The sequence below is a fragment of the Thomasclavelia ramosa DSM 1402 genome (assembly GCF_014131695.1).
Classification (GTDB): Bacteria; Bacillota_I; Bacilli_A; order Erysipelotrichales; family Coprobacillaceae; genus Thomasclavelia; species Thomasclavelia ramosa.
The window spans coordinates 630,917-657,648 of the sequence record NZ_CP036346.1; the positions used below are offsets into that span (position 1 = coordinate 630,917).

28 protein-coding genes are annotated in these 26,732 nt (G+C 32.0%); 20 read left to right on the forward strand and 8 right to left on the reverse strand.

Going from position 1 to position 26,732, the window contains the following annotated elements; translation table 11 throughout:
- Positions 1 to 6 precede the first annotated feature (6 nt).
- The gene (locus EYR00_RS03075) at positions 7 to 849 is read right to left on the reverse strand and encodes an AraC family transcriptional regulator (RefSeq protein WP_003538766.1); all 843 of its coding nucleotides are present in this window, start codon (positions 847 to 849) and stop codon (positions 7 to 9) included.
- Between the two features lie 262 nt (positions 850 to 1,111).
- Between EYR00_RS03075 and EYR00_RS03080 the strand changes: the two genes are divergently transcribed.
- The 7 genes from EYR00_RS03080 (at position 1,112) to EYR00_RS03110 (ending at position 9,583) form a co-directional block, all read left to right on the forward strand.
- The gene (locus tag EYR00_RS03080; RefSeq protein ID WP_003538765.1) at positions 1,112 to 1,459 is read left to right on the forward strand and encodes a cupin domain-containing protein; all 348 of its coding nucleotides are present in this window, start codon (positions 1,112 to 1,114) and stop codon (positions 1,457 to 1,459) included.
- 21 nt (positions 1,460 to 1,480) lie between these two features.
- Positions 1,481 to 2,065, forward strand: coding sequence for a histidine phosphatase family protein (locus tag EYR00_RS03085; RefSeq protein WP_008792190.1), 585 nt, complete (start codon positions 1,481 to 1,483; stop codon positions 2,063 to 2,065).
- A gap of 83 nt (positions 2,066 to 2,148) precedes the next feature.
- Positions 2,149 to 3,159, forward strand: a complete 1,011-nt coding sequence (locus EYR00_RS03090; RefSeq protein WP_022007732.1) for an aldo/keto reductase — start codon at positions 2,149 to 2,151, stop codon at positions 3,157 to 3,159.
- A gap of 101 nt (positions 3,160 to 3,260) precedes the next feature.
- Positions 3,261 to 4,778, forward strand: coding sequence for a GGDEF domain-containing protein (locus tag EYR00_RS03095; RefSeq protein WP_003538760.1), 1,518 nt, complete (start codon positions 3,261 to 3,263; stop codon positions 4,776 to 4,778).
- 94 nt (positions 4,779 to 4,872) lie between these two features.
- A complete protein-coding gene (locus EYR00_RS03100) occupies positions 4,873 to 6,426 on the forward strand; it encodes an ABC-F family ATP-binding cassette domain-containing protein (RefSeq protein ID WP_003538758.1) in 1,554 nt (517 codons plus the stop codon).
- Positions 6,427 to 6,510: 84 nt separating this feature from the next.
- Complete coding sequence (locus EYR00_RS03105; RefSeq protein WP_009008706.1) at positions 6,511 to 7,590, forward strand: glycosyltransferase; 1,080 nt, start codon at positions 6,511 to 6,513, stop codon at positions 7,588 to 7,590.
- Between the two features lie 256 nt (positions 7,591 to 7,846).
- The gene (locus EYR00_RS03110; RefSeq protein WP_003538754.1) at positions 7,847 to 9,583 is read left to right on the forward strand and encodes an exosporium glycoprotein BclB-related protein; all 1,737 of its coding nucleotides are present in this window, start codon (positions 7,847 to 7,849) and stop codon (positions 9,581 to 9,583) included.
- Between the two features lie 536 nt (positions 9,584 to 10,119).
- On the opposite strand, the gene EYR00_RS03115 is transcribed toward EYR00_RS03110, so the two are convergent.
- Positions 10,120 to 10,731, reverse strand: a complete 612-nt coding sequence (locus EYR00_RS03115; RefSeq protein ID WP_154670628.1) for a bifunctional 2-keto-4-hydroxyglutarate aldolase/2-keto-3-deoxy-6-phosphogluconate aldolase — start codon at positions 10,729 to 10,731, stop codon at positions 10,120 to 10,122.
- Between the two features lie 240 nt (positions 10,732 to 10,971).
- On the opposite strand from EYR00_RS03115, the gene EYR00_RS03120 reads away from it, so the two are divergent.
- The 3 genes from EYR00_RS03120 (at position 10,972) to EYR00_RS03130 (ending at position 12,827) form a co-directional block, all read left to right on the forward strand.
- Entirely contained in the window at positions 10,972 to 11,565 is a 594-nt protein-coding gene (locus EYR00_RS03120; protein WP_003538749.1) for a recombinase family protein, read from the forward strand.
- A 665-nt stretch (positions 11,566 to 12,230) separates the two neighbouring features.
- Positions 12,231 to 12,560: a hypothetical protein gene (locus tag EYR00_RS03125; RefSeq protein WP_003538745.1), complete on the forward strand. Its 330-nt coding sequence runs from the start codon at positions 12,231 to 12,233 to the stop codon at positions 12,558 to 12,560.
- Positions 12,561 to 12,605: 45 nt separating this feature from the next.
- Positions 12,606 to 12,827 carry a hypothetical protein gene (locus tag EYR00_RS03130; protein ID WP_003538743.1) on the forward strand — a complete coding sequence of 74 codons (222 nt, stop codon included), beginning with the start codon at positions 12,606 to 12,608 and terminating at the stop codon, positions 12,825 to 12,827.
- A gap of 40 nt (positions 12,828 to 12,867) precedes the next feature.
- Here EYR00_RS03130 and EYR00_RS03135 read toward each other — a convergent pair whose 3' ends face one another.
- On the reverse strand, positions 12,868 to 14,211 hold the full coding sequence (locus EYR00_RS03135) for an APC family permease (RefSeq protein WP_003538742.1): 1,344 nt from the start codon (positions 14,209 to 14,211) through the stop codon (positions 12,868 to 12,870).
- 198 nt (positions 14,212 to 14,409) lie between these two features.
- On the opposite strand from EYR00_RS03135, the gene EYR00_RS03140 reads away from it, so the two are divergent.
- The 10 genes from EYR00_RS03140 to EYR00_RS03185 all read left to right on the forward strand — a co-directional run bounded on the left by EYR00_RS03140 (position 14,410) and on the right by EYR00_RS03185 (position 22,485).
- Positions 14,410 to 14,967: a DNA-3-methyladenine glycosylase I gene (locus EYR00_RS03140; RefSeq protein ID WP_003538740.1), complete on the forward strand. Its 558-nt coding sequence runs from the start codon at positions 14,410 to 14,412 to the stop codon at positions 14,965 to 14,967.
- Between the two features lie 52 nt (positions 14,968 to 15,019).
- On the forward strand, positions 15,020 to 15,748 hold the full coding sequence (locus EYR00_RS03145) for an arginase family protein (RefSeq protein WP_003538738.1): 729 nt from the start codon (positions 15,020 to 15,022) through the stop codon (positions 15,746 to 15,748).
- 9 nt (positions 15,749 to 15,757) lie between these two features.
- The gene (locus EYR00_RS03150; RefSeq protein ID WP_003538735.1) at positions 15,758 to 16,330 is read left to right on the forward strand and encodes an SOS response-associated peptidase; all 573 of its coding nucleotides are present in this window, start codon (positions 15,758 to 15,760) and stop codon (positions 16,328 to 16,330) included.
- Positions 16,331 to 16,551: 221 nt separating this feature from the next.
- Positions 16,552 to 17,160, forward strand: coding sequence for a 4Fe-4S binding protein (locus EYR00_RS03155; protein ID WP_003538734.1), 609 nt, complete (start codon positions 16,552 to 16,554; stop codon positions 17,158 to 17,160).
- A gap of 3 nt (positions 17,161 to 17,163) precedes the next feature.
- Entirely contained in the window at positions 17,164 to 18,705 is a 1,542-nt protein-coding gene (locus tag EYR00_RS03160) for an ABC transporter permease/substrate-binding protein (protein ID WP_003538733.1), read from the forward strand.
- 9 nt (positions 18,706 to 18,714) lie between these two features.
- A complete protein-coding gene (locus EYR00_RS03165) occupies positions 18,715 to 19,458 on the forward strand; it encodes an ATP-binding cassette domain-containing protein (protein WP_003538732.1) in 744 nt (247 codons plus the stop codon).
- 133 nt (positions 19,459 to 19,591) lie between these two features.
- A complete protein-coding gene (locus EYR00_RS03170) occupies positions 19,592 to 20,059 on the forward strand; it encodes an RNA polymerase sigma factor (RefSeq protein ID WP_020994615.1) in 468 nt (155 codons plus the stop codon).
- Positions 20,052 to 21,251 carry a hypothetical protein gene (locus EYR00_RS03175; RefSeq protein ID WP_009008718.1) on the forward strand — a complete coding sequence of 400 codons (1,200 nt, stop codon included), beginning with the start codon at positions 20,052 to 20,054 and terminating at the stop codon, positions 21,249 to 21,251. The genes EYR00_RS03170 and EYR00_RS03175 overlap by 8 nt, the downstream gene beginning before the upstream one ends.
- 29 nt (positions 21,252 to 21,280) lie before the next feature.
- A complete protein-coding gene (locus EYR00_RS03180) occupies positions 21,281 to 21,922 on the forward strand; it encodes an HAD-IA family hydrolase (protein WP_003538729.1) in 642 nt (213 codons plus the stop codon).
- Complete coding sequence (locus EYR00_RS03185; RefSeq protein ID WP_003538728.1) at positions 21,922 to 22,485, forward strand: GNAT family N-acetyltransferase; 564 nt, start codon at positions 21,922 to 21,924, stop codon at positions 22,483 to 22,485. Before EYR00_RS03180 ends, EYR00_RS03185 begins: the two co-directional genes overlap by 1 nt.
- A 38-nt stretch (positions 22,486 to 22,523) precedes the next feature.
- Here the strand turns inward: EYR00_RS03185 and EYR00_RS03190 are convergent, their stop codons facing one another.
- The 5 genes from EYR00_RS03190 to folE all read right to left on the reverse strand — a co-directional run bounded on the left by EYR00_RS03190 (position 22,524) and on the right by folE (position 26,732).
- Complete coding sequence (locus tag EYR00_RS03190) at positions 22,524 to 23,690, reverse strand: trans-sulfuration enzyme family protein (RefSeq protein WP_003538727.1); 1,167 nt, start codon at positions 23,688 to 23,690, stop codon at positions 22,524 to 22,526.
- A 99-nt stretch (positions 23,691 to 23,789) separates the two neighbouring features.
- Positions 23,790 to 24,815 carry a zinc-dependent alcohol dehydrogenase family protein gene (locus tag EYR00_RS03195; RefSeq protein ID WP_009008719.1) on the reverse strand — a complete coding sequence of 342 codons (1,026 nt, stop codon included), beginning with the start codon at positions 24,813 to 24,815 and terminating at the stop codon, positions 23,790 to 23,792.
- A 176-nt stretch (positions 24,816 to 24,991) separates the two neighbouring features.
- Positions 24,992 to 25,468, reverse strand: coding sequence for a preQ(1) synthase (gene queF / locus EYR00_RS03200; RefSeq protein ID WP_003538725.1), 477 nt, complete (start codon positions 25,466 to 25,468; stop codon positions 24,992 to 24,994).
- A 2-nt stretch (positions 25,469 to 25,470) separates the two neighbouring features.
- On the reverse strand, positions 25,471 to 26,154 hold the full coding sequence (queC, locus tag EYR00_RS03205) for a 7-cyano-7-deazaguanine synthase QueC (RefSeq protein ID WP_003538724.1): 684 nt from the start codon (positions 26,152 to 26,154) through the stop codon (positions 25,471 to 25,473).
- A gap of 11 nt (positions 26,155 to 26,165) precedes the next feature.
- Positions 26,166 to 26,732 carry a GTP cyclohydrolase I FolE gene (gene folE / locus EYR00_RS03210; protein ID WP_020994616.1) on the reverse strand — a complete coding sequence of 189 codons (567 nt, stop codon included), beginning with the start codon at positions 26,730 to 26,732 and terminating at the stop codon, positions 26,166 to 26,168.

The window sequence follows — 26,732 nt, forward strand, 5'->3', positions numbered from 1 at the left end:
AACTCCTTATTTTTTTATAATTGGTAACCAGTATTCGTAAATGGCATCATTTGGATCGGCTTTTAGATAAACTTCTATATCTGGGATATTAGCATATTCATATCCGGAAGTAGGCAACCACTCTGTAATAACACGACGCTGAAGCTCTTGAAGAGTTCTATTTGTTCCGTGACCAGAAAAGATGGCCCAGGTAGCGCTGCCGATATGATATTCTTCAAAATTTTGATTATGATTAGTTGAACTAACAGCAATGAAATAACGCCAGTCTTCGTGTTGATGAATATTGACTCCTAATAATCCTAGCGGAGTCTGATTATTAAGTCGATAAAGTTGGTTAAGGGTTCCATCATTTAATGCTTTGTCCCATTGCTTAGGGATTTGGACAAAGTTTTCTAGTAATTCTTTACTTAAAAGAGAGCTGATTCCTAGGATTTTAAAGCTATCCTTTTTTTCAATTCTAAAACTTAATTCATCAAGACCTTGAATTGAAAAGGTAAATTTTAGAGCTGGGAATGACTTGATTTGAACATTTTTCTTTCTAACAAGTGAGGGTGCAATTCCATGAACTGCTTGGAAAGCACGGTTGAATGCGGTTGGTGATTCATATCCATATTTTAAAGCTATATCAATGATTTTGTCTTCTCCTGTTTGTAAATCAACTGCAGCTAAAGAAATACATCGTTTGCGAATATATTCTGATAATGAGATATTAGTCATGTAAAGGAAAGTTTTTTGAAAGTGATAACTAGGGCAGCCAGCTATTTTAGCGAGCTGCTCATAATCAATTTTTTCTGTTAAATGATTTTCGATATATTCAATTGTTGTATTTAGCCGTTCAATCCATTCCATTTATATTACCCTCTTTATTATAACTTCTTATTAATGATCAATCCTCGCTTTTTATATAAATAAAAAACGAGATTACACTTTTTTATTTTATCTTGACTTAGAGCTAACCACAAGATTTATTCAGGATTTAAATGATTTAGATTATCTTAATAAGATAGTAAACTATCATTTTAAAGTGAAGCAGTATCGTTAATCGCTTTATTTAACTTTTATGCTATAATATAAACATATCTTGGGAATAAATATTGATAGGAGGTAAGATATGAGCGATATATTTATTAAAAATATTCCCCATGAACAAATAACTACATTAGCATCGCAAGTGGAAGTTCAAGCGGGACAAGTAGTTAGTAAGACACTAGCACAAAATGATGCTTTAAGTATTACTATTTTTTCTTTTGATAAAGGTGAAGAAATTGGAACGCATGGCTCTAGCGGAGATGCGATGGTAACCGTGCTAGAGGGTGTTGGAAAGTTTACAGTTGATGGTCAAGAATATGTCTTAAAGCGTGGTGAAACATTAGTTATGCCGGCTAATAAACCGCATTCTGTATATGGTCAAGAAGCATTTAAAATGTTATTGGTTGTGGTTTTTCCACAAATAAAATAGTAAAAATAGGAGACTGATCGGGTGAAGAAGACTCTATATTTAATGCGTCACGGGCAAACGCTATTTAATGCTCGTAAAAAAATTCAAGGGTGGTGTGATGCCCCTTTGACAGAGTTAGGAATTAAACAAGCTAAGATAGCAGGAAAATATTTTAAAGACAATAACATCGTTTTTGATCATGCTTATAGTTCAACTTCTGAGCGGGCGTGTGATACTTTAGAGTTAGTCTGTGATTTACCTTATCACCGAGTCAAAGGACTAAAGGAATGGAATTTTGGAATATATGAAGGTGAAAGTGAAGATTTAAATCCGCCGCTGCCATATGGTGATTTTTTTGTCAATTATGGCGGTGAAGGAGAATTACAGATGCGCCAAAGAATTGCTGATACATTATTAGAAATTATGCAGAAGGAAGATCATAAAGTTGTGCTTGCAGTTTCTCATGGTGGGGCATGTCGTGGTTTTATGAGATATTGGCAGGAAACTAGTCAAGTTGACCAAAAAGGCGGCTTGAAGAATTGTTGTATTTTAAAATTTGAATTTGAAGATAATGAGTTCAGATTATTAGAAATTATTAATCATAATTTTGATGAAACGAAAGGTTAAAACCTTTCGTTTTTTACTTGACTTAAAGTTTACTCAAGGGAGTATAATAAAAATAGGAAATGTCGAATTGTAGGAGGATGAAAATGGAAACAGTAAGATTGGGGAGAACAAATATTGTTGTTAATCGAAATGGTTTTGGGGCTTTACCTGTTCAACGAGTAAATATGGAAGAAGCAAAAGTTATTTTAAAGAAAGCATATGATAATGGAATTACTTTTTTTGATTCTGCTCGGGCTTATAGTGATAGTGAAGAAAAGATTGGTGAGGCTCTTAGTGAGGTACGCCAAAAAATTTATATTTCAACAAAAACGATGGCAACGACAGTAACGGATTTTTGGAAGGATTTAGAAACAAGTTTATCGTTATTAAAGACAGATTACATTGATATTTATCAATTTCATAATCCGTCGTTTTGTCCTAAGCCAGGGGATGGATCAGGTTTATATGAAGCTATGCTAGAGGCTAAGAAACAAGGAAAAATTAGATATATTGGTTTAACCAATCATCGTTTACATGTAGCAAGAGAAGCTGTTGAGTGTGGTTTATATGATACTTTACAATTTCCTTTTAGTTATTTGGCTTCAAAAAAGGAAGAGGAACTAGTTGATTTATGTAAAGAAAAAGATGTTGGTTTTATTTGTATGAAGGCTTTGTCAGGTGGTTTAATAGACCGTTCTGATGCGGCATATGCGTATTTAGCGCAGTTTGATAATACATTGCCGATTTGGGGAATTCAAAAAGAATCAGAGTTAGATGAATTTATTGAGTATAATGATAATCCACCAATTATGAGTGAAGAAATCAAAGCGATAATTGCTCATGATCAAAAAGAGTTATCTGGTGAATTTTGTCGGGGTTGCGGATATTGTATGCCATGTCCAATGGGAATAGAAATTAATCAGTGTGCTCGAATGTCTTTGATGTTACGACGAGCTCCTAGTGCAGGCTGGTTGTCAGAACATTGGCAAGAAGAAATGAAAAAAATAGAAAATTGTATTAATTGTGGCAAATGTATGTCGCATTGTCCGTATGGATTAAATACACCTGAATTGTTGAAAAAAAATTATGAAGATTATAAAACATTTTTTAAATAATTAGATATACGATTCCTAGTTAAAACTAGGAATTTTTTAACCAATATTAGAACTATCTTATGTTATAATGAAATCAAAGTGCTTAAAGAAAGGAGAAATTAATGCGTGAGATAGATCGTTTAGTCGAAGAAATCCGTCATTTACAGTTTGATGATATCGAGAAAATGTATCAAAAATGTTTGCAGTTAAAAGAAATAGCACTAGAACAAAAAGATGATTACATATTATGTTTAGCTAGTAATTACATAATCGATTACTATTATTCTTGTAAATCGCAACAAGAAACAGTTAAATTAGCGAATGAGATGTTGGCTCTAAATGAAGAAAAAGGGTATCCAGATTTATTGATGCAGGCTTACAACCTATATGCTATTGCAGTATGTAATAATGATTATTCTCTTGCTACTGGTTTTTATCTCAAAGGATTGAAGTTAGCTGAGCAGTTAAATGACTATATAATGAAAGCAAAATTTAACTGTAATTTAGGAGATGTTTTTGTTAATTTAGGTCAATTTGATTTAGCGTTACCTTATTTTTTAGAATCGCTTGAACAGATCAAAAAGATTTCTCCTAAACTGCCGGAATATAAAATAAAACGTTTTGTGTTATGTTATCTTATTATAATTTATTGTGAAAAAAGAAGATTGGATCAAGCAATTGCTCTAATGGAAGAAAATAAGGATTTATTTAATGATACTTCATTTGATCCGATTGATCGGTTATGGCAAGCATTAAAAGCATTAATTTGCTATGGGCATGGTGATGTAGCAAAAGCTTTAGAGTTTATTGATAATATATTAGGGAATGAGATTCATGGTTTTCGTGCAAATGAAGCAATTTATTTTATTCATCATATTTTATTGTATATTACTTTTGCAATCAAGGATAAGGAGCGGACAAAATGTCTTTATCTTTTATTAAAGGAGAATGATTTTGGTAAAACTGGAATGCGTTATCAAATTGAAATGTTAGAAATGAAGATAAAGTATTGTATTGTTTTTGAAGAAAAAGAACAGTTGCCTAAATTATATGAACAATATTATTATTTGATGCATGAAAATCAAAAAGAAAGTATTGATTTTTGTTTAAATAGTGTTTTATATAAAATTGAACTATTTAAAGCAATGGAAGAAAAAAAAGATATCGTTAAGGAGTCTAGACTAGATGATTTAACTAAGATTTATAACCGACGATATTTTCATTATAAATATAGTGAGTTTAAAAATAAAAGTCGACTATTAGGAATTATTATTTTTGATTTGGATCATTTTAAAGAATACAATGATAGTTTAGGTCATTTAACTGGTGATCAAATATTAAAGGATTTTGCTGATAGTTTACAACAAGATGATGATAGAATAATTTCTTGTCGTTTTGGCGGTGATGAATTTATTTGTATTTGTGTAGATTGTAATGAGCAAATGATAATTAGTTTTATTGAACAAGTTTATAGTAAATTTGAGTTATATGGGTATGATAAAATCACTATTTCATCTGGATATTATAATTCTTTTAGTAATTGTTTATCTAAAGAGGAATTAATTAATAATGCAGATTATTATTTATATTATGTTAAAGAGAATGGAAAGAATGGATACTATGGCTTTTCAATTGAGTGATTGTTTAGACTCGACAGTTAGTAATTTTAATGTATAATATAGTTGAATTAGGAAGATGATAATCTTCCTTTAATATTGCAAGTTGAGGTAGAAAATGAGTATATTAAGTGTGGAAAATGTCAGTCATGATTTTGGTGGAAGAACTATTTTAGAAAATGCAAGTTTTAGATTATTAAATGGCGAACATATCGGTTTAGTAGGTGCTAATGGTGAGGGGAAATCTACTTTTTTAAATATTATTACTGGTAAGATTGCTCCGGATTCAGGAAAGATTGAATGGTGTAAAAGAATTTCAACAGGTTATTTAGACCAACACACAGCTTTACACCCAGGAAAAACTATATATGAAACATTACAAGATGCTTTTAAATATTATTATGATCTAGAAGCGGAGATGTTATCGATGTATGAACAAATGGCTGATTGTGATGATGAAACGATGAATCAGTTGATGGAAGAAGTTGGTGAAATTCAAGAAATTTTAGATCATGGCGGGTTTTATACAATTGATGTTAAAATCAAAGAAGTTGCAGGTGGTCTAGGGTTGAATGATATTGGTTTAGATAAACCGGTTGATGCGCTATCTGGTGGGCAACGTTCAAAAGTTTTACTAACTAAATTATTATTAGAGAATCCAATGATTTTAATTCTTGATGAACCAACTAACTATTTAGATGAGCAGCATATCAATTGGTTAATCAATTTTTTAAAGAATTATGATAATGCTTTTATTTTAGTCAGTCATGATGTTAGTTTTTTAAATCAAGTTATTAATATTATTTATCATTTAGAAGATGGTGTATTGACTCGTTATAAAGGTGATTATGACTACTATTTACAACAAGTTGAATTGAAAAAACGTCAGTTAGCTGCTGATTATCAAAAGCAGCAAAAAGAAATTGCTGATCTTGAAGATTTTATCGCACGTAATAAAGCACGGGTAGCTACTCGTAATATGGCTAGTTCACGACAAAAGAAATTAGATAAGATGAATCTTATTTCTAAACCAAAGGAAAAAATAAAACCGACTTTTTCTTTTATAGAAGCTAGAACACCAGGTAAAGTATTATTTGATTGTAAGGATTTAGTGATTGGATATGATAGTCCTTTAACGAAAGAAATGAATCTTGTTTTTGAAAGAAATAAGAAAGTTGCTATTAAAGGTGTCAATGGTTTGGGAAAGACAACTCTACTAAAGACGCTGATTGGGATGCAAAAACCTTATAGTGGAACAGTAGAAAAAGATCCATTTGTTGAAATTGGTTTTTTTAAACAAGAAGAATCTGCAGTTTCCCAAACTGCATTAGACTATTTGTGGGAGGAATTTCCAGATCGAAACAATGGTGAGATTAGAGCTATGTTAGCTAAGTGTGGTTTAACAACTGATCATATTGAATCTTTAATGAAAGTTTTATCGGGTGGAGAAAATGCCAAAGTTAGATTATGTAAGATTATGAATCGTGAAGCTAATGTTTTGGTGTTAGATGAACCGACAAATCATTTGGACGTTGATGCTAAAGATTCTTTACAAAGCGCAATCAAGGCTTTTAAAGGAGCTGTTATTTTAGTTAGTCATGAACCGGAATTTTATTTACCAATTGTTGATGAAGTAATTAATTTAGAAGAATGCTCAACTAAGATTATTTAGAAATGTTCTTTATTTAGAACATTTTTTGTTTTAAATATTTTCACATTTTAAGGGTTGTTGACATATATTATAGTGGTGAAATATATGATAACTATTAGTGTGTGTATGATCGTAAAAGATGAGGAAATGGTATTAGAGAGAGCTTTAAAATCGGTTGAAAGGATTGCAGATGAAATAATCATTGTGGATACCGGATCGACTGATCGAACTAAAAAGATAGCATTGAAATATACTGATAAAGTATATGATTTTGTATGGTGTGATGATTTTGCTAAAGCAAGGAATTATTCATTTTCAAAGGCAACTATGGATTACTGCATGTGGTTAGACGCGGATGATATTATTTCAGATAGCGATCAAGAAGGTTTGATTAATCTTAAAAAAACTTTATCAAAAGATACTTCTGTAGTTATGATGAAATATAATGCAGAATTTGATCAGAATAATAAGCCGACATTTACGTATTATCGTGAAAGATTATTAAGAAGAAAGGATAATTTTTATTGGGAAGGATTTATACATGAAGTAATAAGTCCTAGAGGTAAGGTGCTTTATAGTGATCTTGCAATTACACATAGTAAGGTGAAAAATAGTGATGTTAATCGTAATTTAAGAATATTTAGAGAAAAATTGAATGAAGGGGTAATGTTTAGTCCACGAGAAATTTTCTATTATGCTCGGGAGCTGTTTTATCATCAATTGTATCAAGAAGCAGTAGCTGAATTTAAAAGATTTTTAAATACCAAGAAGGGATGGAAAGAAAATAACATTTCTGCCTGTCAATTTTTAGGCTATTGTTTTTACAATCTTGGTGATATGCAAGAAGCAATAACCTGGCTTTTAAATAGTCTTTGCTATGATTTGCCAAGAGCAGAGATATGCTGTGATTTAGGTAAGTATTTCTTTGAATTGAAGCAGTATGAGCAATCTATCTATTGGAGTGCAGTAGCATTATCGTGTGAGCGTGATGATACATCTGGAGCATTTATATCTCCAGATTGTTATGATTATATTCCCTATATGCAATTATGTTTATGTTATGATAAGCTAAGTAATTATAAAACAGCAAAATATTACAATGAATTGGCAGGAAAATGTAAACCAAATGATCCATCATATTTGCATAATAAATTGTATTTTAATCGTATTGAAAATGATGAATAGAAGTAAAAAAAGATTTAAAAGGGACTAATCCTTAATAAAGGAGTAAGTCCTTTTATTATAATATGATAAACTATTATTTTTTATAAGGCGTTAAGGGTATACGATTTACATATGTATCTAGTAACTTTTTTATTTAGATAATTACTTTAGAAGTTTAATGAAAAAATTAGTCTTTTATTTTTTATGAGATTATTGACACAGTAGTTATTAAAATATTTGCGTATATTATATTAGATCACATAAAGGAGGTGATAAGATGAAAGACTGTAATTATAATGGTTGTATATGGTGTCCATGTTGCCGATGCAGGCCACCAATTATTATTAGATGTCCAACCGGACCGACCGGAGCAACAGGAGCGACAGGGCCAACCGGAGTAACAGGAGCGACAGGACCAACCGGAGTAACAGGCGTGATAGGACCGACTGGAGCAACAGGAGCGACAGGACCAACCGGAGTAACAGGCGTGATAGGACCGACCGGAGCAACAGGAGCGACAGGACCAACCGGACCGACCGGAGCAACGGGAGAAGACGGAGCAACAGGAGCGACAGGACCAACAGGATCAACCGGAGCAACAGGAGAAGACGGAGCAACAGGACCAACAGGACCAACCGGAGTAACAGGAGCGACAGGGCCAACCGGACTGACTGGAGCAACGGGAGAAGACGGAGCAACAGGACCAACCGGACCGACTGGATCAACAGGACCAACCGGAGCAACGGGAGAAGACGGAGCAACAGGAGCGACAGGACCAACCGGACCGACCGGAGCAACGGGAGAAGACGGAGCGACAGGAGCGACAGGACCGACCGGAGCAACAGGAGCGACAGGGCCAACCGGACCGACCGGAGCAACGGGAGAAGACGGAGCAACAGGAGCGACAGGACCAACTGGACCGACCGGAGCAACGGGAGAAGACGGAGCAACAGGAGCGACAGGACCAACTGGACCGACCGGAGCAACGGGAGAAGACGGAGCAACAGGAGCGACAGGGCCAACCGGACTGACTGGAGCAACGGGAGAAGACGGAGCAACAGGACCAACCGGACCGACCGGAGCAACGGGAGAAGACGGAGCAACAGGAGCAACAGGACCGACAGGAGCAACAGGAGCGACAGGGCCAACCGGACCGACCGGAGCAACGGGAGAAGACGGAGCAACAGGAGCGACAGGACCAACTGGACCGACCGGAGCAACGGGGGAAGACGGAGCAACAGGACCGACAGGACCGACTGGAGCAACGGGAGCGACAGGACCAACCGGACCAACCGGAGCAACGGGAGAAGATGGAGCAACAGGGCCAACCGGACCGACTGGATCAACAGGAGCGACAGGGTCAACCGGACCGACTGGTACAAATGGTGCAAACGGAGATAGAGGACCGACAGGACCAACTGGGATAACAGGAGCAACCGGAGCAACCGGAGCAACAGGGTCAACCGGACCGACTGGATCAACAGGAGCAGCTGGAGCTTCAGCAATAATACCATTTGCATCTGGTTTACCTGTATCTTTAACAACTATTGCTGGTGGTTTAGTAGGTACCCCTGCATTTATAGGGTTTGGTAGCTCAGCACCAGGAATATCAATCATTGGTAATACAATTGATTTAACCAATCCATCTGGCACGTTAACAAACTTTGCTTTTACAATGCCAAGAGATGGAGTCATCACTTCAATCGATGTATTCTTTTCAACAACAGCAGCATTATCATTAGTGGGAAGTACAATTACGATTGAAGCAAAATTATATGAATCAATTGCTCCAAACAACACTATGACTGTAGTGCCTGGAACAACTGTAACATTAACGCCTTCACTAACAGGTGTAATTTCTATAGGAACGATTTCTAAGGGAATATTAACTGGCTTAAATATTAATGTTCCGGCGGGAACAAGATTAATGCTTGTTTTAACTGCACGGGCATCTGGATTGAGTTTAGTCAACACTGTTGCAGGTTATGTAAGCGCAGGTGTAGCAATAGACTAGCTAAAAAAGGAGTCTCTAATAACTTATAATAAAAAATATAGTTTTTGTGAAATGTAATATTTATGATTATAGGTATCTCGCAGTTAAAAAGTTCTTATTAAAATGAAGTGCACCCCAAAGTTTGATATATACTTGGAATCTTGGACATGTATATTCAAATGAAAGGGGTGCATCTTAATATGTAAAAATTATTTAAATAATTCGTTTATAAAAATATTTTTAAAATCATAAAAAGTGTTTTATAGATAAGAATATAAGACTATGTCAAGTATTATACTATTTAAATAATTACAATCAAATTAAAGGGAGTAGTTTCTATTCAATTCAGAAATTACTCCTTAATTTATATTAGTATTTAATTTATTGCAGAAATCTTTTATTTCTGCAATTGATAAGTTTGATTACACAAAGTGTTAGATAGCCGCAAAAAGTATTTTTATTTTGAATTATTAGTAATATTGGGAGTTCTCTTATAATCTAATTTTATAACAAAATATTAAATAATAGTTTTTTATTATATTATTGAGATATAAGAATTATTTTCTAGTTTTAGTATTTACATATTTTTGTGCAATTTCTTTGATTGTTTCAAATTGACCTTTAGCTGCCAGTTTGTTTAACTCTCCTCCAATGCCAATAGCATCAATACCAGCATTAAACCACTCAGCTGCATTATTTAGGTTAACACCACCAGTTACCATTAAGGAAACATACGGTAAGGGCCCTTTGATTGCGTTAATATAGTTAGGACCAAAAGCACTTCCTGGAAATAATTTGATAATTTCACAGCCATATTCCATAGCAGTAATGATTTCTTTAATGGTCATACAGCCAGGAATATAAGGAATACCATAGCGATTACAAATTATAGCAGTTTCTTGATTAAAAGCTGGTGATACTATATATTTAGCTCCAGCCATAATAGCGTTTTTTGCAGTTGGTGCATCTAAAACAGTTCCAGCACCAATTAAAACAGTATTATTATTTTGATAATCACCTGATAATTGTTTAATAATCATGTCAGCATTATTGTTAGTATAAGCAATCTCAATAGCTTTTAAATTTCCTTTAATACAAGCGGTGGCTGTTTGGTGACCTTCTTCATAACTTGTTCCTCTAATTACTGCAACTACACCTTGTTTTTTAATTCAATAATTGTATTTGATTTAGTCATAATTTTCTCCTATCTTGATATTTCCTGTTTTGATTTTAATAAATTATTTATTCATTAAAATCAATTTATAAAGTAATAATATTTCTAGCTAGTTAGTAACATCGACTTATTACTAACTTTTTTTACATTCAGTAATATAGATTTATCATAACTTGTTAATAATATTTATGCAGATATTTTTATAATACTGCATAAATTTAGGAGGTTTTAGTTTATGACAAATATTTATGGTTATGCAAGAGTTTCTTCAAAAGACCAAAATGAAGCAAGGCAAATTATTGCTTTATCACAATTTCCAGTAAAAAAGGAAAATATTTATATTGATAAGTTTAGCGGTAAGGATTTTGATAGACCCAAGTACAGTGAATTAATTAAAATATTGAAAGAGCAAGATATTTTAGTGATTAAAGAGATTGACCGTCTAGGTAGAAACTACGAAGAAATCTTAGAGCAATGGCGAGTCATTACAAAAGAAATAAAAGCAGATATCGTTGTTTTAGATATGCCACTACTAGATACTAGAACAAGAAAAGAAAATCTTACAGGGACATTTATTGCAGATCTAGTACTTCAAATTCTTTCATATGTAGCCGAAACCGAGCGACAAAGTATCAAGCAAAGACAGCGTGAAGGAATCGAGGCTGCTAAAAAAAGAGGTGTAAAATTTGGTAGACCGTGCATTCCTGTTCCAGAAGAGTTTTATGATTTAAAGGAAAAATGGTTAAATAAAAAAATCACCTCAAGGGAAGCAGCCACTACTATTAATGTTTCTCAAGATACATTTTTAAGATGGGTTCATTTGAAGTGATGATTATTATGAAAATAGTAGACTTATTCATTCGAAAAGATAAAGCTTTATTTTTAACGAAAAAACTATAAAAACACACAAATTTCTTTCTACTATGATTAATTTTGATGTACTATCTGTCAATTTTCATTATACATTTGTTGAACGATAAAGTCTACTTTATGCGGACGAATTTGTACTATGTGCAAGACAAATATAAACACAATTTTACATTATTAGTACTAGAATTATTGAGGAGGGATGAACGAATAAATGAGGACACAGTTATGTTGTTCAATTATAAATTTGTTTATCTGCTTCTAAGCTTAAAGTAAATTCAATTAATGAAAAAGACTAAAAGTCTAGTTGGCAGAAAATACGGTAAATTACTCGTCTTGGCTGAAACAAATAAATTAGAAGCTCGATATAAAGTATGGGAATGTAGATGTGAGTGTGGAGAAATAACATTTGTTAATACAAAAAAACTGAAACGAGGGACAATCACTAATTGTAGCTGTATTCCTAAAAACAAGGCTAAAAAAGGACAGAAGTTTGGCGACTTATGGCAATTTCTCCAACAGAAAAAAGAACACAGAAGTTAGTGAAACTGGGCTAATGCACGGGCAGTATGTCGGTTGTGGGTGTAGAAAAAAGAGATTACTGAAAGTGTTTATAATAATCTTCATTTGGTTGATGGTACATGTATAGAGTTTATTAACTCACAAAAATTAAAAAGAAATAATACTAGTGGAGCATGCGGTATTTATAAACTGAAAAATAATAAATATCGAGCTAGTATTGGTTTTAAAGGTAAACGTTTTGATTTAGGAACATATTCAAATTTCGAATCGGCTCTAGAGACTCGAAGAGAAGCTGAAGAGCTGGTTTATCAAACTTTTATTATTGCTTATGAACAGTGGAATTTAAAGGCTGCTGATTTAGTCTGGTTCCAGAAAAATCCGTTTATTTTTGAAGTTAATAAGGTCAATGGGAAATTACAAATCAAGCGGAGTTAGGATAAAGAGAAGAAATAGATATATGACTTGAAAGGATGGTTAATTATGCAAAAAGATATTTTTGAAGATGCTGTAAAACTTATGCGGTGTTACTTTATTTCAGATTTACGGATTTTGAAGAAAGAAGTATATGAAATGCTGTATATTGTGGATTTTAAACAATATGATATACCGAATTTGCAGCAATTTTTTGCTTATGTTTTTGATCGAGAGATTTCAAGTTATGAAGATATAGAAGAATTTTTATGGAATGAATCAACTTTATAAATAATAAACCATCTCTTGATTCTAAGAGATGGTTTATTATTTAGTGATTATTTTTTTGATAGTAATATAATGAGTATAGAAAAAGTAAAATACAAAATATAATATAGAAAATAAATAGTTTATTTTGAATACCTCCAGATAGGATAATCAATGAGCCGATAGTTGCTAAAATCGGGCAAACTAAACCTTTAAATTTACTCTTAATTTCCTTATCAAGATACATTTTAAATACCCTTATATATAATAAAGTATAGAAGATATAGGATATTCCGATAGCTCCCTCAGATACATCACTATTATATAATAGGTTGTATTTAGTACATAAATAATGGACGAACATCCAAATCGTACAAATAATCAAGCTACAGATAGCTGAATTTAAGGGCATTTGAAAACGTTTATCGATTTTACGCAAATGTTTAGAAAAGGGAAACATATTTTTACGTAAAGATAATGAATATGGCATGCGAATATAGCCAATGACTAAACCATTAACAGTTCCAATAACCGAAATAACTATAAAAATGATAATCATTTTACTAAAGGCTGGACCAAATAAATTTTGTGCTGCCAAACTGACATGACGATCTCCCAAAGTCATAACTACTTCAGGTGTAACATAACATGAGATACCAATAAAGTATAAAACATAGATACTTAAAACGATTAATGGGCCTAGCATTAATGCTTTAGGCATATTTTTCTTAGCATCTTTTAGTTCATGAGATATAGAAGTTGTTACGATCCAGCCATCAAATGAATAGGCAATGGGACCAAGGGCAGAAATCCACCCAGTACCACTTAGTGTATTGATACTAGTATTTGCTAAACCATTAATAGGATCACCAAAAATAATTCCCAATATTCCTAAAATAAATAAGGGGAGCAGTTTTATTAGGGTTGTACTATTTTGGATAAAAGCACCAAATTTTGGTAAAAGAATATTGTAAACAAAACAAAGTAGTAAAAAGATATAACCAATTAAAATTTCAAATTCTAAACTGGCTTGTAAATTAAATAATATGTTTATATAAACTCCAATGACCCAAGCTACAACAGAAGTAATTGTAGGATAGTAAACAAAGGTTTGAAACCAGCCCATAGCACATGCAACTTTACGAGTTAAAAACATTTCAGCATATGAGATTAGCCCTCCAACTTTATCAGTGCGAGATGCTAATTCACCGATTGTAAGACAACCAAAAATGATTGAAATTGCGGCTAAGATAAATGATAGCACGCCTAGTGCAATACTGCCGTTTGTAGCAATTAAAACATTATCACTTTTAAAGAATATACCCGAGCCAATACAAATTCCAACAATCATTGTAATGGCTGTAAATAATCCATATTTTTTTGTTACATCATTATTATTGTTATTCATTTTAAATCTCCTCTAACATCTTGAAACATTGTACTAAAAACTAAACAATATTAAAAGTAATATAATTTATTATTTTAGCTGCTGGAAAAAATATTTAAAAAGTTAAATATGATGAATGAGAAATTTTAACTGGGATAGTTTTTTTGTGTAATATTTGCTTATTCTTATAAGCATGATAAAATAGTTAAAAAGGAGAGAATGATGATGGTAAAAAGGTGTTCATGGGTAGATGAAAAGTCAGAAATTTATAAAAATTATCATGATCATGAATGGGGTGTACCGGTTTATGATGATGAAAAATTATATGAGATGTTCTTATTAGAAACATTTCAAGCAGGATTATCATGGATAACTATTTTAAAAAAACGAGAAGCTTTTAGAGTGGCATTTGATAATTTCGATGTAATTAAAATAGCTAACTATGATGATAAAAAAGTAATGGAGTTATTAGCAAATGAAAAAATAATAAGAAGTAAACGAAAAATTGGTGCAGCAATTAATAATGCTAAAATTTTTATAAGTATTCAAACTGAATTTGGTAGTTTTTCTGACTATCTTTGGGGTTTTAGTAACCATCAAATTATTAAAAATAAGGATAATAATTTTAAAACAACAACGAAGTTATCTGATGATATTTCGATGGATTTAAAAAAAAGAGGAATGAGTTTTGTAGGCTCAATAACTATTTATTCATATTTACAAGCAATAGGTATTGTTGATGATCATGAATTAGAATGTTTTTGTTATAAGCATTAAATGGAGCTGGTTTTATGGGGTAAGTATTGTAAATGAAAAGAAATTAACTGTCATGGATTTTACTGGTATTTATGAGTTAGAAAGTTTTTATAAGCATAAAAATATTAATTGGATTGATTGTTTAGATATTAAGGGGACACGTGGTTATTGCAGTGAGGAGGCAAAAGCGAAGATCATTAAAAGAATAGGTGATTATCTGCCTGCAGGAATACATTTTATTGATTCAGGTAATTTTCATTATGTAAGTGAATTTTGGATAAGGAAGATAAATTATGATTTTATTTTAATAGTCTTTGATCATCATAGTGATATGATTAAACCGATGTTTGGGGATATTTTAAGCTGTGGATCATGGATCTTAAATGCTTTAAAAAATAATCAATATTTAAAACAGATCATTTTGATTGGAATTGCACAAGAACAAGTTGATTTAATCGATCCTAAGTATAGGGAGCGCGTTATTTATTTGTGTGATAATAATCTTGGTGATTTAAAAGTTTGGAAGATAATTGATGAACTTTTGAAACAATATCCTGTTTATTTTTCAATTGATAAAGATGTTTTAAGTGAACAAGTAGTCACGACTGATTGGCAGCAGGGGCAGATGCGGTTAATTGAATTTAAATTAATTTTAGCAGATTTAATTAAACGTGGCGATGTTATTGGGATTGATATATGTGGTGAATGTTGTAATGAAGTTGCCATGTTAAGTGAGATAAAAAATGATGATTCATTAAATGCGCAAATCTTAGAGTTTTTAAAATGTGAATTGGTAAAATAGGAGATTATTATGTGTGGCAGATATTTTTTAGAATTAAAAGCCTTGATGGAATTGGAAGAAAGAATTGACTATACATTTGAACGTGATTTATTAATTGCTAAAGATTATTATCCAAGTAATATTGTACCAATCATTATTGATCGAGATAATAAATTAGAATTAAAAAAGGCAAAATGGGGCTTTAGTACTTTTGATAATAAATTAATTATTAATGCGCGAAGTGAAACTTTATTGGAAAAACCATTCTTTAAAAAAGAAGTGATTACTCATCGTTGCCTTATTCCAGCTAGTGGCTTCTATGAATGGGACGGTCATAAACATAAGTTCACTTTTGAAAACGAAAAACGATCGTTATTGTTAATGACAGGAATTTATCGAAATGTTAACGGGCAAACAGAAGTGACTATTGTTACAACAAAAGCAAATAAAAGTATGTGTGAGATTCATGATCGAATGCCATTGATTTTAGAGGAGCATTTAAATCATGACTGGTTAGAAAATCGTCATATTGAAGCACTTTTAAGGACAGTACCACAGTCTTTGACGATTACTTCAGGTTTTTTGCAAAGTAGTTTATTTTAGGCATATGATTTGTTATTTTGATATTAGAACAGTATACTTATGGTGTGCCTAATACAATATTATAGAGTATAAGTTTGATTATTATTAGAGCTATAGCTATGAAGTTGTACACGACTAGCTATAGTTTTTTAGTTTCGTTAAAGTAACTAGGTTACAAAAAAGTGCCTTCTTTCATATAAAAATCAACTAGTGTATATTAAAGACGAGCGGAGGTAAGAGTGATGAAAGTTAATGATTATTTAAATGAACTTAGAAAAATAAAAGATGTAGCAATGGCAACTGTAGACAGTGACGGCTATCCACAAATTAGAATCATCGATGTAATGGCTGTGGAAAATAATAATTTGTATTTTTTGACTGCTCGGGGGAAAAACTTTTATCAAGAATTACTTGATAAAAATTTCGTTTCATTAGTTGCGCTAACAAAAGATTATGCATCGATTCGTTTAAAAGGAAAAGTTAAAAAAGTCAGTAATCAAAAAGAATGGTTAGAAAAAATATTTATTGATAATCCGAGTATGAATGAGGTTTATCCAGGTGATAGTCGTAATATTTTAGAAGTATTTTGTATTTTTGATGGTGAAATTGAAATATTTGATTTATCAAAAGTACCAATTGAACGTTCACAATATGATCTTTGTGATAATCGAATTTTTAATAAAGGATATCTGATTAGTAATAGGTGTATTGCTTGTGATCGCTGTAAGCGTGAATGCCCACAACAATGTATTAAAAGTGGAAGCAAGTATAAAATAATGCAAGATCATTGTTTACATTGTGGTTTATGTTATGAAAACTGTCCGGTGCGGGCAATTGAGAAAGCAGGTTAGATTATGTTAAGAGATATGCTATCTTTATTACAAGAAAAAGGGGATTTCTTTTTAAAATTATTAATTGAACATATGCAGATATCGCTAATTGCAATTATTATTGCGACTGTTATAGGCTTGATTTTAGGAGTAATAATCAGTGAATATAAAAAAAGTTCTAAAACAATTTTAGGAATTATTAATTTTATGTATACGATTCCCTCTATTTCACTATTAGGTTTTTTAATTCCTTTTTCTGGAATTGGTAATAGTACCGCAATCATTGCATTAAGTGTTTATGCATTATTACCAATGGTGAGAAATACATATACTGGAATTATTAATATTGATGATAATATTATTGAAGCTGCAACGGGGATGGGATCAACACGTTGGCAAATTTTATACAAAATCAAGTTACCGTTGGCACTTCCAGTAATTATGTCTGGTTTTAGAAATATGGTAACTATGACAATAGCATTAGCAGGGATTGCTTCTTTTATTGGTGCCGGTGGTTTAGGGGTAGCGATATATCGAGGAATTACTACCAATAACACGGCAATGACTTTGACAGGTAGTTTATTGATTGCAATACTTGCATTAATTACAGATATAGTATTAGGCTTTATTGAAAAGTTATTTACCATTCGAAAAGCTACTTTAAAATCTAAAAGAAAGTATGGCTTAGTAGTAATTGTGACAACTTGTGCAGTCTTGATCATATCAATGATTTCAGGCAATCTTAATCAAACAGTAACTTTAAATATTGCTACTAAGCCTATGACGGAGCAATATATTATTGGAGCAATGTTGAAAGAAATGATTGAACAAGATACGGATATTGAAGTTAAGATTACTCAGGGAGTAGGAGGAGGAACTTCAAATATTCAACCAGGAATGGTTAGCGGTGAGTTTGATTTATATCCTGAGTATACGAGTACGGGTTGGAATACAGTTTTAAAACATGAAGGTTTTTATAATGAAACAATGTATGAACAGCTAGTTAAAGAATATCAAGAAAAATATCAATTTACCTGGACAGGGCTGTTAGGGTTTAGTGATGCATATGGTTTAGCAGTAAGAAAAGAGATTGCTGAGCAGTATAATTTAAAAACTTATTCAGATTTAGCAGGAATATCTAATCAATTAGTTTTTGGAGCTGAATATGATTTTTATGAAATTCCTGAGGGTTATGATGCACTATGCCAAAAATATAATTTTACTTTTAAGAATACTATGGATTTAGACATTGGTTTAAAATATCAGGCAATAAATGAAGGTAAGGTTGATGTCATGGATGTCTTTACAACCGATGGTCAACTATCAACAGCAAATGTTGTTGTCCTTGAAGATGATCAACAATTCTTTTCAACTTCGATGGGGGCCTTAGTTGTGCGCAATGAAATTCTTGAACAATATCCAGAATTAAATAATGTTTTTGATAAACTTACTGGTATTCTCAATGAAACAAAAATGGCACAATTGAACTATTTGGTTGAAACAAAAGGACAAGATGCTGAAGATGTGGCTCACGAATTTTTAGTTAGCATTAATTTAGTGAAATAGGAGGAACATATGGATACAGCTATTGAATTTAAACATGTAAAAAAGGTTTATGGTGAAAAAGTAATTATTGATGATTTTAATCTAAAAATTACACCTGGTGAGTTTTTAACTGTAGTTGGTAGTTCAGGGTGTGGAAAAACCACTATTCTAAAAATGATCAATGGTTTAATAATTCCTGATGAAGGACAAGTTCTTGTACATGATCAATGTACACAGGCAGTTGATTTAATTGAATTAAGAAGAGGAATTGGTTATGCAATTCAAGGAAGTGTCTTATTTCCGCACATGACAGTAGCTCAAAATATTGCTTATGTGCCTAACTTATTAAATAAAAATGATAAAAAAAGAACTTATGAAGCACTATCAAAATGGATGAAAATAGTAGGGTTAGATGAAGAGTTAATTCATCGATATCCTAGTGAATTAAGTGGTGGGCAGCAGCAACGAGTAGGGATTGCTAGAGCACTAGCTGCTTCCCCAGATATTCTTTTAATGGATGAACCATTTGGTGCTGTTGATGAAATCACACGGTCTACTTTACAAGATGAGATTTTAAGAATTCATCATCAAGAAAATATCACGATTATTTTTGTAACACATGATATTAATGAAGCTTTGAAATTAGGTAGTCGGGTTATGGTAATGGATCAAGGTAAAGTCGTACAATTAGCATCACCAAGAGAAATTTTAGAACATCCTAAAACAGAATTTGTTAGAAGATTAGTTCAGCGTAAAGACGATTTTCTTCAATAACAGCCTTTTGGGCTGTTTTATTTTACTAAATCGATAAAAAAGTAAAACAATCGATTATAATGAAAGTATAAAAAATAATTATTAATGCACCCGTTGAACATTTTTAATCGTATTCATAGTGGAAGGGATCGTTATGGAAAAAGAAAGATATGAAGAAGTTGTATATCAGTATAGTGACATGGTTACTAGAATTGCTGTTATGAATGTTAAAAATTATGATGATGCTAAGGATTGCTATCAAAATGTATTTATGAAATTATACTGTTACAACAAGAAATTTGAAAGTGAGGAACATTTAAAAGCTTGGTTGATTAGGGTAACTATCAATGAATGTAAAGATTATCAAAAACAATTTTGGAAAAGGGAAATTGATATTGATAAGTTGATTTTAGGTCAAGAAGATCAGCGTTTAATTATTCTACCAATTGTAATGAATATGCCAAGTAAATATCGTAATGTTTTATACTTGTATTATTATGAAGGATATTCAACTAATGAAATTGCATCTATTTTAAAAGAAAATCACAATACGATAAAATCACGATTAATTAGGGGAAGAAAATTGTTAAAGAAAAAGTTGGGAGATGATTTTTATGAATAAATTTAATGAATTTGACTTAATAAAAACTCCTAGAAACTGGATCGATGAAGTGACTGCAACTAATTTTGAACCGACAAAAAGAGCGAAGGTGATTAGAATTAAGTATATATTTGCAATTGTTTTAATTGTTATGACAATAGGAATTTCTTCATTGGGAATTACTTATGCATTTTCTGATTCATTTCGTACTTGGTTGAGTCAGCGATTTAGCAGTAATTTGAAAATTAGTTCAGCTCTTGAATTTTCTTCAATCAACAAAAATACTCCCACATTAAAACTAGATTATGGGCATTGGCGTGCTGAAAATGAATTTTTTGGAATCATTGATGAGGATTATAATTTTCTTAAAGTTTTTACGTTAGAAAATGAACAAATAAGAGAATGTCCTATTAATGAGTATTACGGGAGTATAGCTGGTCATGAATTCAGTTTTAAATATGCGGATTATCAAGAGCGAATAGTTGCATTTGATTTTAATGGATGTATATATAGTGTTTTGCCTAAAATTATTAATAATGATATTTATGTTTGTGTCGATATTAATGATGGAGAGCAGCGTGCTTTAAATATTGCTAAGATTAATTTAGAAAGTAAGCAAATAAGTTTTATTACTAATGATAATATTTCAGTAAATCCAATTACTTCACCACAACAAACTAATATTTTAATTAATAAGAGTGATCAGGGGTGGGAAAATTATAATATTGAAACTGGAGAAACCAATCTCATTAAAAATATCGATCCATATATGCATAGTAATTGTATTACTTTTATTGATGAACAGACTGTTGTTACTTATGATGAAAATGGACATTCTTATTTAATTAATATTTTAACAAATGAAGTTAGAACGTTAGATAAATATCCTTTGGAAGGAACGATTGTCAATATTGAATATAGTGATGAAACGATTAAGTTAACAAATATTATTACAGGCGCTGTTTCAAGAATTGATTATCATTTTTATGGTACTAATTATATGGGAACTTATTGTAGCATAGATTATCTTGTTTTATTTAATAATGAAAAACTTTATCTTTATGATATTGAAAGTAATCAGTTAGTTGATTTGGATCCACAAAAAGAATTAGATGAGCAATTAAAAGAAGTAATGATCATTGATCAAAAACATTTATTAATTACTACAGATAAAAGGGCATATATAGTTGCTAATGTAGGGAATAATGGATAAAATATAAGTTAGTGTAGTGGAGGACTTATATGAATAAAAAATATATTTTGTTTGATTTAGATGGAACCTTAACTGATCCGATGAAGGGGATTACTAAATCAGTACGTTATGCTTTAAATTATTATGGAATCGAAGTTAATGACTTAAATGATTTGTTACCTTTTATTGGACCACCTTTAAGAGATTCTTTTCAAGAATTTTATGGTTTTGATGCTTTAAAAGCCGAAGAGGCAGTAGTTAAATATCGCGAATATTTTTCAACCAAGGGAATTTTTGATAATAAAGTATATCCGGGAATTGAAGTGTGTTTGCAAACTTTGAAAGATCAGGGAAAAGTATTGTTAGTTGCTACTTCAAAGCCAGAAAAATTTGCTAAAGAAATTATAGAACATTTTGGTTTAGCTAAGTATTTTGATTTTGTTGGCGGTAGTGAGTTTAATGGACGAGAAAAAAAGGCTGAAGTAATTGATTATGTTTTAACAGCAAATATGATTGATAAAGATGAAGCGATTATGGTTGGGGATCGAAAGCATGATGTGATTGGAGCCCATGAAAATGATTTACCTTGTATCGGAGTGTTGTATGGTTATGGGACAAAAGAAGAATTGATGGCTTGTAATAGTGATTATTTAGTTGCGGACATTAATGCATTGCAAGAATTACTTGGATAATGGAAGAAATTACTGTTTATTCTTTGGACTATTATCAAATGTCCAAAGAAATAAAAAGAGAAATTGTACATCTTTTACATGTTGTTTGGCCTAGTGATGATTGTAATGATGCCCATAACGAAGAACTTACAGTGCAGTCATTCTATATCATGAAAGATAATCAGGTTGTTAGTTACGGAGCAGTTCTTCGGATGGAAACAACGATAGATAATGAAAAATATCAAATTGGTGGATTGAGTTGTATTGCTACCTTGCCAAATTATCGTAGGCAGGGATTAAGTTCAAAAATAGTTCAAACAGCGACTAAATGGATTGAGGATAATTTAGATTTTGGAATTTTTACGTGTAAACGAGAGCTTGAAGATTTTTATGCTTGTAATGGCAAATGGCAGGTGGCAAATAATGTTGTTTTAATTGCTAATCGTGATAATAATGCTCTATCTAGTAATAAACTTGCAGTTATTGTACTAATACGTCTTTTTTCAAATAAAGCTCAAGTTAATGGACAAAAAATTTTAAATGCGAGAATTTATCTGGATTTGCCTCAAGGTCAATTTATTTAAAGAAAGGGTTGAGTAATATTGCTCAACCCTTATTTTTATTACTGATATGCTTGATCCAAGGCATTTTTTAAATCACTAATCAATAATTCACTATCTTCAAGTCCGATATACATGCGAAGTTGTCCTAAAGATAGACCACGTTCTTTTATCTCATTAATATTGTTTCCTTTATAAACTGACATTACTAAACTTTCAAAACCACCCCAACTATAGGCTAAAGTAAAATGTTCTAATGAATCGATAAAACGTTTAATGATTTCTGGATTTGCATCTTTTAAGACAACCCCTAATAAACTACCATATCCTTTAAGATATTTATGAGCAAGTTCGTTTTGTTGCTCTCCGTTACAAAGAGGATGATAAATTCGTTCGATTCGAGGATCCTCTTGTAGAAAATTAATTACTTGTTGAAGTGTTTCTTGTTGTGATTTTAGACGAACCGGTAATGTTCTTAGACCACGAAGTGCTAACCATGCATTCATTGGTGACATCGTTGCGCCTAGTAAAACTTGTCCAAATTCAACTATTTCATCAATAATTTTTTTGCTGGAAATTACGACTCCACCGACTATATCACTATGTCCACCAATATATTTGGAACATGAGTGAATAACAACATCAATTCCATGAACTAATGGATTTTGTAATAATGGTGTTGACCAAGTATTATCGATTATCGTGAAGATACCTTTATCTTTGCTAAATTTACTGATTAGTTCTAAATCTAACATCTCAAATTTTTGTGATGATGGACTTTCAAAATAGATGATACTGGTATTGTTTTTGACATAATCAAAGATTTCTAAAGTATCACTGACATCAATTTTAGTACTTTCGATTCCAAATTTTGATAATTGTTTGATTAATTTAACTGATGAGCCATAGACTGTATTAACAATGATAATGTGATCACCAGCTTTTGCTAAGGTTAAAATTGATGCTGAAATAGCGCCCATTCCTGAGGCGAACATTTGAGCTGCTTCACCTTTTTCTAAACGTGCTAATTTTGTTTCTAGTAAATTAAGTGTTGGATTCCCGTCCCGTGTGTATGTATAAGCAAATTCTTCTTTAGCATTCACTTTCACATAGTGGTCAAAATTTTTAAATTTAAATGATGATGTTAAAACAATATCTGGACTAATTGGACTATAGTTGTCGAAATCTAACTCATCAACTTCTAAACATACATTTTCAATATCTTTCATATTCGTTCTCCTTACAGTTAAATCTTAACCGACAAAATGGCGAATGTCCATTTTTTTTCATATATGGCAAAAAAAGAATGTACATAAAATTGTACATTCTTATTGCCATGGGTTAATAATATATTTACCTTTATTTCTTAATTCTGGTTTTGAAAGAATATCGGCTAATTTATCTAAACTGCAAATATCACAAACCATTGAACTAACATCGATTTTTTTACTATTGATTAAGTCTAAAGCTCGTTGTTGAGTATATGGGTTGATGAAAGAAGCTTTAATTTCAATTTCCTTTTGGAAAATTTCAAATGGTTTGATAGCCACTTCATCATCAGGTTTAGTTAGCCCAAACATCATTACTACAGATTTATTACCAGCTAAGCTGATTGCTTGTTTAATTGTTGCAGGTAGACCAGCACACTCGATAACAGTGTTGATACGATGAATTCCTTTATCAGCTAAAAGAGCTGGAATATTGTCATTGATTGGATCGACGGTTAAAGTAGCACCCATCTTAAGCCCCATTTCACGTTTAACAGCAACTGGCTCTGACAAGATAATTTCATGAGCACCAGCTAATTTTGCTAATTGAACCATTAACAAACCAATCATGCCACCACCAATAACAAGAACTGTACTAGCCGGAGTAATGTTGCACATGTCAAGACCATGTAAGCAGCAGGCAACTGGCTCGGTCATTGCCCCTTCTTCAAATGATGTTGTATCGGCTAGTTTATATACTTGAGACTCGTTGACTGCACAATATTGGGCAAAACCACCATCCCGTGTTGTTCCGATGCCAATCATATCTTCACAAAAATGACCAATACCACTACGACAATAGTAACAAGTTCCGCATAGTTGATTAGGATCCACACAGACACGATCACCAACTTTTACATGTTTTACTTCATGTCCCACAGCTTCGACGATTCCAGCAAATTCATGTCCTAAAATAGTAGGAGGAGTAGTATTTGCTGCTCCTTTATCACCCTCATAAATATGGACATCAGTACCACAAATTCCACAGGCCATAACTTTGATTAATACATCTTGATTACCTAATTGTGGCATTTCTACTTCTTCAACCTTAATATCATGTTTTCCGTAAAATACTGCACTTTTCATTTTTCTTCCTCCAGACATCTTATATAAAATAGTTTTATAAAAGTATTTAATGTAAGTATAAATGATGATTAATATGATGTCAACGGTTTTAAAATATATTATTTTTTTGAGCTAACTCTTTGATGTAAAGTTGAAAACAAATTAGAGACCTTGAAAAAGGTCTCTAATAATTATATTTAACGATTATCAATTTTCTCAGGATATAAATCATGATTAGCTAAACGGTTGAAAGCAATGGTTTCCCACTTTGTTTCTGGTTTTCCATAATTACAATATGGATCAATTGAAATACCTCCACGTGGTGTAAATTTTCCCCAAACTTCAATGTATTTAGGATCCATTAATTTAATCAGGTCTTTCATAATGATATTCATACAATCCTCGTGAAAATCACCATGATTCCTAAAACTGAATAAATACAGTTTTAATGATTTACTCTCTACCATCTTTTGATTAGGAACATAACTAATATAGATAGTAGCAAAATCAGGTTGTCCTGTAATGGGGCATAGACTAGTAAATTCAGGGCAATTAAATTTTACAAAATAATCATTTTCAGGATGTTTGTTATCAAAAGTTTCTAATACTTCAGGGGCATAATCATCTTTATAAACAGTGTTTTGATTACCTAATAAGGTTAAATTTTTTGTCATTTTTATTCTCCTAATAATGGATCTTTGATTCCATTTTTCAAAAAAGCATTTTGGCGGTCAATACAAGTACCACATGTGCCGCAAGGGGTATCATTTCCTTCGTAACATGACCAAGTTAATTGATAAGGTACGCCTAATGAAAGACCGATTTTAACAATATCTGCTTTGGTCATTTCAACAAAAGGGGCTTTGATTTCCAATTGATGGCCACTGCCTTCATAAATAGCTTGGTTCATCGCATTATTAAAAACTTTACTACAATCAGGATATGCGCTTCCAGCTGCATCATCACTATGAGCACCATAATAAATAATATTACAGCCTTTAGAAAGGGCAATGCTAGCAGCGCTAGATAAAAATAAACCATTTCTAAAAGGCACATAAGTAGAAACAGGATTGCCATCTGTTTTATTTAATTGCTCATTGTACGATTCGTGGGGAATCTCATTATCTGAATGTTGTAGTAATGAGCAATTACTATAAGTGAAGATTTTTGCTAAATCTAAATACAAGTGTTCAACTTGATAAAATTGGGCAATTTTATTTGCGACTTCTATCTCTTTGGTATGTTTTTGACCATAACTAATTGAAAGAGCAACTACATTGTCCTTTCCGTGTTCTTGGATTGCCAGTGCTAATGCAGTGGTGGAATCAACTCCACCACTAAATAATACTAATACTTTCATCTTACTACTCCTTAATGTAAATAAATTTGCAGCTTACTATCAGTTTTAAAACGACCGGTTAGAGTACTTGTGACAGTAGTGCTATTAACTTTTTTGATTCCACGAGATGACATACAGCTATGTTTACCTTCAATGATTACAGCGATATCTTTAGAGTTTGTTACTAGACTAATAATTTCAGCAATATCTGTTCCGATTCGTTCTTGAAGTTGTAGACGTCTCGCTGCCATATCAGCAATCCGTGCAATTTTACTAAGACCAATTACTTTACCACAAGGAATATAAGCAACCGTAACTTTCATGTCATACATTAAAGCGAGGTGATGCTCGCAATAACTAAAGATATCAATATCCTTGATTACAACAACCTCTTGATTATCGAAGTCTAAATCGTCAATAAATGTTTTATCAAACATCGTTGCAATTTCTAGATTACTATAGTTCATTCCAGCAAAAACTTCGCCATACATCTTCGCCACTCGTTTAGGCGTATCTTTTAATCCTTCGCGTTCTGGATCATCACCTAAGGCTTTAAGAATACCGTAGATGTGTTCCTCTATTTTTTTAGTATCAATCAT